The following is an 8,225-nucleotide window of genomic DNA, read 5'->3' as shown; positions in this document are numbered from 1 at the left end:
TTTGAGGGGGGAGACCATTCCATCGTTGATCGTTGTATGCTGCTGGCCCTTGCTGTTATTAATTTTCTGCCCCACACTGCCAGCAGACATCAAAAGCAGCGCCATTTTGTTCACTGCACTCACCACAAATCCAGTCTTCACTAGATAATGCCTTATCGTTTGATTTCTGAATGAAGAGCTCAATAACTTTCGACGCTCTTGCATACCAGCTATCGTCAACAAGCCACACTTCCTGCTGAGAATCTTGCCAAGGCAGCTCTCCGATTGCGCCACTGGCAAACTCATTTTTTACCATATAAGGAATAGATAAAGCATCAAGCTCGCTGCGAACCGCTTGAAGTTCAAAAGCGTCTTGTGAAGTGAAGAGTTTTTTCAATGGCTACCCTCTTGTTAAACACAAAAGCAGCCCGTGGGCTGCTCATCATGCGAGAAAAACGTGTCTCTCTACTGCGTTATTTCAGTAAGCGTTTCAAATGCACCTCCCCCTAAAGGGATTTCAGCATAAAGCGAAAGCAATTAGTCATCCATATCAATAGATACATTTGACAGTGTACCTAAGCTAGAACCGTCGCTGGTATCAAGCTTGATCATTAAGCGCAGGTCATTAGGCGAGTCGGCGTGGTGCAGCGCTTGGTCCATATCAATCTTACCCGCTTTGTACAAATCATACAGCGCCATATCAAAGCTCTGCATGCCCTGCTCTTTGCCTTTTTTCATTGCTTCTTTTAACGCGCCTATTTCATTGCGCTGTATTAGGTCGCGCACTAGCGGCGAGTTTAGCAATATTTCTATTGCCGCAACCCTACCCTTGCCGTCTGGCGTTGGTACTAGTTGCTGCGCAACAATGGCGCGGATGTTTAAGCTTAAGTCAAAGCGCAACTTATCGTGCTGATCTTTCGGCGCTAAATGCATAATACGTTCAATAGCTTGGTTCGCGTTGTTAGCGTGCAGCGTAGCCACACACAAATGCCCTGTATCAGCAAACGACATGGCATATTCCATGGTTTCCATTGAACGAATTTCACCAATAAGAATGACATCAGGCGCCTGACGTAGCGAACTTTTAAGGGCGTCGTCGAAAGACTGAGTATCTATGCCCACCTCGCGCTGGGTAATAACACAGTTTTTATGCTCATGAACAAACTCAATGGGGTCTTCAATAGTCAGTATATGCCCGTGCGAATTTTCATTTCTATGTCCAATAAGCGCAGCCAGTGACGTGGACTTACCGGTACCCGTTCCACCTACAAATAGAACAAGACCGCGTTTAGCCATAATAATTTCTTTTAATACTCGCGGCAGACCCAAATCATCAGCTTTCGGAATTTGAGTAACGATGCGGCGAATCACCATGCCCGCTTGGTCACGCTGCCAAAATGCAGAGCAGCGGAAACGACCAATGCCCTCTCGTACTATGGCGAAATTACACTCTTTGGTCGTGTGAAACTCATTCTGCTGTTTTTCAGTCATCGCTTCGTGAACTAGCGCCAGCGATGCCTCTTCCGAGGTCGCGCTTTCCGTCACTGGCGTAAGTTTGCCGTTAATTTTGGCACTTACCGGAAACCCCGCCGTTACGAATAAATCCGATGCGTTGGTATCGACCATTTTTTGTAGTAGTGAATCTAACATATTGGCCTCTAGAAACTGTTCATCGACTGTTTATCAACTGACTTTGCTGCGGCGTCTTGTTTGGTAATCACACCCATAGCCACTAAGCGCTGAAGACACTGATCCATGGTTTGCATACCGTGAGCCTGACCCGTTTGAATAACCGAGTACATTTGCGGCACTTTATCTTCTCGAATAAGGTTACGAATAGCGGGGATCCCCACCATGATTTCATGAGCCGCAACTCGGCCCCCGCCTACTTTCTTAAGCAGTGTCTGTGAAATAACCGCACGCAATGATTCCGACAACATAGAACGCACCATGGCTTTTTCTTCTGCCGGGAAAACATCGATAATACGGTCAATGGTTTTTGGTGCAGAGTTGGTGTGCAGCGTACCAAACACTAAGTGACCCGTTTCGGCAGCTGAAATGGCAAGGCGTATGGTTTCTAAGTCACGTAGCTCACCGACTAGAATTACGTCTGGGTCTTCACGAAGCGCCGAGCGCAGTGCGTTATTAAACGAGTGCGTATCGCGGTGTACTTCTCGCTGGTTTACCAAGCTAAGCTTGTTGTCGTGCACGAATTCGATAGGGTCTTCAATAGTAAGAATATGTTCACGCTTGTGAGTGTTGATATGGTCGACCATGGCCGCAAGCGTGGTACTTTTACCCGAGCCGGTGGCACCTGTCACAAGTACAATGCCGGTAGGCTGATTTATAATTTCCTTGAAAATTTCAGGCGCGCCAAGGTCATCCAAGGTTAATACTTTACTGGGGATAGTACGTAATACCGCCGCGGCGCCTCGGTTTTGCACAAACGCGTTAACACGAAAGCGCGACAAGCCATTCACTTCGAAAGAAAAATCGGTTTCCAGGTTTTCTTCGTATTCTTTGCGCTGCATGTCATTCATAATCTCATAAACGAGACCATGTACTTGCTTGTGATCGAGGGCTGGCACGTTCAGTTTACGCATTTCGCCATCTACACGAATTATTGGTGGTAGGCCCGCTGATAAGTGTAAATCTGAGGCGTTATTCTTAACACTGAAAGCCAAAAGTTCGGTAATATCCACAACCACTTCTCCAAAACAAGGTGAATAATGCAAACAATAGCAGAAAGACTAGATTCCGCACGAAAAGGAATAGACCAAGCCGCTACCAGTGCACATCGTCCACCAAATTCCGTTAAATTGCTAGCGGTTAGCAAAACAAAACCCGTATCAGATATCATGGAAGCGTATGAAGGCGGACAACGTATGTTCGGCGAAAATTACGTGCAGGAAGGTGTTGAAAAGGTTCAGGAACTTTCTCACTTAAGCGATATAGAGTGGCACATGATTGGTCCAATCCAATCGAATAAAACCAAAGTGGTAGCCGAACACTTTGATTGGGTTCAGTCTGTAGATAGAGAAAAAATTGCTCGTCGCTTAAACGAGCAGCGCCCTGACTCTATGCCGCCGTTAAACGTGTGCATCCAGGTTAATATTGATGATGAAGAGAGTAAGTCTGGGGTAGCTCTAAGTGAATTAGATGCGCTAGTGGAGTTTGTTAACTCTCAAGAGCACCTGACTTTGCGTGGTTTAATGGCGATTCCTAAAGCTGATCCTAGTGAAGAACAGCAGCACGCCACACTGTCTAAGCTAAAAGAATTATTCGACCACTACCATACATCATTGAGCAATTTTGATACCCTATCCGTAGGAATGAGTAGTGATATGGCTGAAGCGATTCAACACGGGTCGACTATGGTGCGAATCGGTACCGCTATTTTCGGTAAGCGAAACTAGCGCGCTAATCTGAATTATAGCGCTTCGCCTCGCTACACAGACTTAAACGCAACCAACAAATAGGATTTACATGCAACAGAAAAAATTAGCATTTATTGGCGCGGGTAACATGAGCCGCAGCATCATCAGTGGTCTTATCAAATCTGGGTACGCAAAAGAAAACATCCTTGCGGCAAACCCTTCCACACCAAAGTTAGACGGCCTGAAGGCCGAGTTTGGTATTCACACCACACAATCTAACGATGAAGCCTGCCAATTCGCTGATGCCATAGTGCTTGCGGTAAAACCACAAATAATGGGTGATATGTGCGGCGAGCTTCAGAAAAACAACGACCTATCGGGCAAGTTGTTTATGAGCATTGCAGCAGGACTTCCGGTAGCCAGATTGCAAGAAATGCTAGGTGGTGAATACCCTGTTGTTCGTATTATGCCAAACACCCCGAGTTTGTTAGGTAAAGGCATGTCTGGGATGTATGCCGACGACACGGTTTCTGAGTCGGACAGGCATTACGTTGACGATGTAATGAACAGCGTTGGCGAAACCGTTTGGGTAGATAAAGAAGAGGGTATTAACGGCGTTATCGCTGCAGCGGGCAGCAGCCCTGCTTATTTCTTCTTGTTCTTACAAAATATGCAGGAAGAAGCCATGAACATGGGGTTTGATAAAGCGCAATCCCGCTTAATGGTTCAACAAGCGATGTTAGGCGCAGCCGAAATGGTTTGTAACAACCCAGACCTTGAATTAAGTGAGCTTCGTGCCCAAGTTACGTCTAAGGGCGGCACTACCGCAGAAGCCGTTAACACTTTCATTAATGAAGGTTTAAAAGATATTGTCAGCAAATCGATGCGCGCCGCCGTAGCACGTGCTGAAGAAATGGCAAAACAGCTATAACGTTTTAGGAAAAACACAACATGAACGCAACGGTATTTTTGGTTGATACCTTATTTAGCCTTTATTTGATGGTGGTTATTCTGCGCCTTTGGTTACAAATGGTTCAGGCAGATTTTTATAATCCACTCAGTCAATTTGTAGTAAAAGCAACCCACCCTATCGTGGGGCCGTTGCGCCGTATTATTCCGTCAATCGGCAGGTTCGACACCGCTACTTTTGTGTTAGCGGTAGCGGTATGCGCGCTTAAGCTAATAACCCTAGGGTTAATGTTTGGCGGTAGTCTAAACCCAGTCGGCATTGCGATTTTGTCAGTAATTGGTGTGATAAAAGAAACCCTGTCGTTAATGTTCTGGGTGTTGCTACTACGCGCTATTTTGAGCTGGGTGTCACAAGGTCAGTCTCCGGTTGACTATGTTCTGTATCAGCTAACCGAGCCGTTTTTAGCGCCAATACGCAAAGTCATTCCACCATTGGGCGGTTTGGACTTATCAGTGCTTATTGCCATCATCGCATTACAGTTTTTACAGCTTCTGATCCAAGACACTTTCCCTATGTAACTAATGTCAGTTCAAGACACTGTTAGGGAAAGTATTGGTCTTGCAGTTTGGTTCATAGAGCAAAACAAGCTGTAATGGGTAAGAATTGAAAATAGGATGAAGGCAGAGGTAGTTTCTATCATGGGTAGAATAAATCAAATCAAAAAAGCTTACGTCGCACTTCTTGCGATGGCTATGTCATGCTTAAGCGTTTCCGCATTTGCCGAGCAGAAGCAAACGCTTGGTGAATGGGATGTTCACTATATGGTGGTGAGTACGCCATTTCTCACACCTGAAGTGGCGGCTAGCTACGGCATTGTGAGAAGTAAGTTTAATGCGTTGGTTAACATTTCGGTGTTAGACAAAGTTTCCGGTGAAGCGCAACGGGCAGATGTCACAGGTACGGCTAAGAATCTGTTAGGTAACTCGCGTAAGCTGACTTTCAAAAAGGTGGAAGAAGGTGATGCTATCTATTACCTTGCCGTGCTGCCATTTCGTGATCAGGAAACCTTTAGGTTTGAGATTGACGTTCAAAAAGGTAGCAGCAAACAAACGCTGAAGTTTCAGCAAAAAATGTACGTTGACGAGTAATTCATAGGGCGATTAGCACTTTAACAGTGCCCATGGCATTAGTAAGCGCTCACCCATAAAACATTCATGCTTTTGAGAAAAAGCCATGATTAACGAAGCGAGATATCCGTTAGCCCGGTATCTCGCTTTTTTATTATGTTAAAAATAGGGTAACTACACTTTACCAATTGAATGTGGTGGTAAATAATCAAAGCAACTGGTCGGGCAAGTTAGTGTGGTCGGATTATGTGTAGCCATTAGCACCTAAATCACGAAAGACAGATGAGCACTGCGCTGCAGCAAAGAGCGACATACACTAACTGCCTTCATAGCAAATAAAACAGAGAATAATTATGAATACGCCCTCGTCTCAGACCTTATCTCAGACAGCTATACCGCAGTCTGCCAACAATTCAGAACAACTCTCACCTTACTTCCCTAACCTGTTAGCTCCGTTAGATTTGGGCTTTACTCAACTTCGCAACCGTACCCTAATGGGTTCAATGCATTTAGGCCTAGAAGAAGAGAAAGGCGGCTTTGACAAACTTGCTGCGTTTTACGCTGAGCGAGCAAGAGGTGGTGCGGGGCTGATCGTAACAGGTGGTATTAGCCCGAATATTTCAGGTTGGGTAGCGCCCTTTGCTGGCAGAATGACCCGCTCTCGCCACGCGAAAAAGCACCGTGTTATTACCGACGCTGTGCATAAGGAAGGCGGCAAAATTTGCATGCAAATTTTGCATTCAGGCCGTTACGGTTATCATCCACTTGCTGTTTCGGCTTCACCGATGAAGTCGCCTATTACCCCTTTTAAGCCCCGCGAATTGTCCTCACGTGGCGTAAGAAGCACAATTAAAGACTACGTAAAATGTGCAGCCCTTGCCCAGCAAGCAGGCTATGACGGCGTGGAAATTATGGGTTCTGAAGGCTACCTCATAAATCAGTTTTTCTGTGAGCGCACCAATCATAGAAATGATGAATGGGGTGGCAGCTTAGAAAATCGGGCTCGTCTGGCAATAGAAATAGTAAAAGGTGTACGCGAGAAAGTGGGCACTAACTTCATTATTATTTATCGCCTGTCTATGCTGGACTTAGTCGAAGGCGGCGCTAAGTGGGACGAGGTTGTTTATTTAGCCAAAGAAATCGAAAAAGCAGGCGCTACGCTAATTAATACCGGCATTGGATGGCACGAAGCAAGGGTACCCACTATCTCCACATCCGTACCTCGCGCGGCGTTTACCTGGATAACCGAACGCATGAAAAAAGAGGTGTCTATCCCTCTTATTACCACTAATCGTATCAATACGCCTGAAGTTGCAGAATCGGTACTCGCACAAGGCCATGCTGATATGGTATCGATGGCGCGACCTTTCTTGGCTGACGCTCACTTTGTAGCGAAAGCTATGCGCAATGAGTCTAAGCTAATCAACACTTGTATTGCCTGTAACCAGGCTTGCCTAGACCATGCATTCGAACAAAAGCGTGCAAGTTGCTTGGTAAATCCACAAGCGTGCTACGAGACCGAACTTACCTTTACCCCTACTCAAAATAAGAGAAAACTAGCGGTAGTAGGTGCAGGGCCTGCGGGTTTAGCGTTTTCTATGTATGCCGCAGAGCGCGGTCACGAAGTACATCTATTTGATAAAGCCAGTGAAATTGGCGGTCAATTTAATTACGCCAAGCAAGTGCCGGGTAAAGAAGAGTTTTACGAAACCCTACGCTACTTTGACAATCAGTTAGCTCGCGTGGGCGTTACGGTTCACCTTAACACCCAAGTAAACGTAGAGAACCTCTCAAACAAGGGGTTTGATGAAGTGGTGCTAGCCACCGGTATTAATCCTCGTACGCTTACAATTGAAGGGCACGACCACCCTAAAGTGATGAGTTATTTAGACGTATTGCGCGACCACAAGCCAGTAGGCAAGAAAGTGGCTATTGTTGGCGCCGGCGGCATTGGTTTTGATGTGGCAGAGTTCTTGGTTGAACACGAGCATTTAGCCAAAGATAAAGAAAAATGGCTGGCACATTGGGGTATAGATAAAGACTATGCTACACCGGGTGCACTAAAGGAAAAAGCCATAGAGCCTTCTGAGCGGGAAGTGTATCTGCTACAACGTAAAACGTCTAAAGTAGGTAAAGGGCTGGGCAAAACTACGGGCTGGATCCATAGGCAATCGTTGAAACACCACAATGTTCAAATGATGAATGGCGTGAGCTACGAGAAAGTGGACGATGAAGGTCTACACGTGCTGATTAACGACACGCCTAAAATACTGCCGGTCGATAACGTCATTGTATGTGCTGGCCAGGAGCCGTTTAAGCCACTCCAAAAACCTCTAGAAGAGGCTGGATTTACCGTGCACATTATCGGCGGTGCTGACGTAGCGGCTGAACTTGATGCTAAACGCGCTATCCGTCAAGGCGCTGAACTGGCAGCGCGAATTTAAAACTGATCGAACATGATAGCGTTGCCGTCCGGGTCTTTAACAATTAGATGCCCGGGGCCGCTATCGCCTTTCACAGGCACGTCTAAAGCGATGCCTTGTTCAACTAGATTTGCCTGAAGTGCCCTAACATCACTTGGGTTAAAGGTCATAATGTTATCTTCAAACATCCCTTCGAATAACCCAATCATGGTGGTGCCATTTTTCATCATTAACCATTTATCTTCCACCGAGCCGCATGAAGGCATGGCTTCAAAGCCCAAGGCCTCATAAAACGCCTTCGACTCGCTGATGTCCTTAACCGTTAAACTTAACGAAAATAGCCCTAACTCCACTTTATTCTCCCTTAAATTTCGTAACCATTTTTCACTTATACCAATCCGCATAGATA

The 8,225-nt window shown here is 45.9% G+C and carries 9 protein-coding genes; 5 read left to right on the top strand and 4 right to left on the bottom strand.

The annotated features are described in order from the left end of the window. Positions 1–58 precede the first annotated feature (58 nt). From ACX5KA_RS13315 to ACX5KA_RS13305, 3 genes are all read right to left on the bottom strand, one after another. On the bottom strand, positions 59–376 hold the full coding sequence (locus ACX5KA_RS13315) for a putative signal transducing protein (protein WP_458731378.1): 318 nt from the start codon (positions 374–376) through the stop codon (positions 59–61). A 140-nt stretch (positions 377–516) separates the two neighbouring features. After that, positions 517–1,629: a PilT/PilU family type 4a pilus ATPase gene (locus ACX5KA_RS13310; protein ID WP_014977241.1), complete on the bottom strand. Its 1,113-nt coding sequence runs from the start codon at positions 1,627–1,629 to the stop codon at positions 517–519. Positions 1,630–1,637: 8 nt separating this feature from the next. Further along, positions 1,638–2,681 carry a type IV pilus twitching motility protein PilT gene (locus ACX5KA_RS13305; RefSeq protein WP_014950464.1) on the bottom strand — a complete coding sequence of 348 codons (1,044 nt, stop codon included), beginning with the start codon at positions 2,679–2,681 and terminating at the stop codon, positions 1,638–1,640. 27 nt (positions 2,682–2,708) lie between these two features. On the opposite strand from ACX5KA_RS13305, the gene ACX5KA_RS13300 reads away from it, so the two are divergent. The 5 genes from ACX5KA_RS13300 to ACX5KA_RS13280 all read left to right on the top strand — a co-directional run bounded on the left by ACX5KA_RS13300 (position 2,709) and on the right by ACX5KA_RS13280 (position 7,837). Next, positions 2,709–3,395 carry a YggS family pyridoxal phosphate-dependent enzyme gene (locus ACX5KA_RS13300; RefSeq protein ID WP_458731377.1) on the top strand — a complete coding sequence of 229 codons (687 nt, stop codon included), beginning with the start codon at positions 2,709–2,711 and terminating at the stop codon, positions 3,393–3,395. Positions 3,396–3,465: 70 nt separating this feature from the next. Further along, a complete protein-coding gene (gene proC / locus ACX5KA_RS13295) occupies positions 3,466–4,287 on the top strand; it encodes a pyrroline-5-carboxylate reductase (RefSeq protein ID WP_014980074.1) in 822 nt (273 codons plus the stop codon). 20 nt (positions 4,288–4,307) lie between these two features. Beyond that, entirely contained in the window at positions 4,308–4,844 is a 537-nt protein-coding gene (locus ACX5KA_RS13290) for a YggT family protein (protein ID WP_014950467.1), read from the top strand. A 96-nt stretch (positions 4,845–4,940) separates the two neighbouring features. Then, positions 4,941–5,414 (top strand): DUF4426 domain-containing protein, encoded by a 474-nt coding sequence (locus ACX5KA_RS13285; protein WP_202942054.1) that lies wholly within the window; start codon positions 4,941–4,943, stop codon positions 5,412–5,414. Positions 5,415–5,746: 332 nt separating this feature from the next. Then, positions 5,747–7,837 carry an oxidoreductase gene (locus ACX5KA_RS13280; RefSeq protein ID WP_458731376.1) on the top strand — a complete coding sequence of 697 codons (2,091 nt, stop codon included), beginning with the start codon at positions 5,747–5,749 and terminating at the stop codon, positions 7,835–7,837. Here ACX5KA_RS13280 and ACX5KA_RS13275 read toward each other — a convergent pair. Then, positions 7,834–8,169 (bottom strand): VOC family protein, encoded by a 336-nt coding sequence (locus ACX5KA_RS13275; RefSeq protein WP_458731379.1) that lies wholly within the window; start codon positions 8,167–8,169, stop codon positions 7,834–7,836. The two genes, ACX5KA_RS13280 and ACX5KA_RS13275, sit on opposite strands and share 4 nt — an antisense overlap. Positions 8,170–8,225: the final 56 nt, after the last annotated feature.

The organism is Alteromonas alvinellae (assembly GCF_902705805.1).
This window is presented reverse-complemented; position numbering and strand designations above follow the sequence as displayed.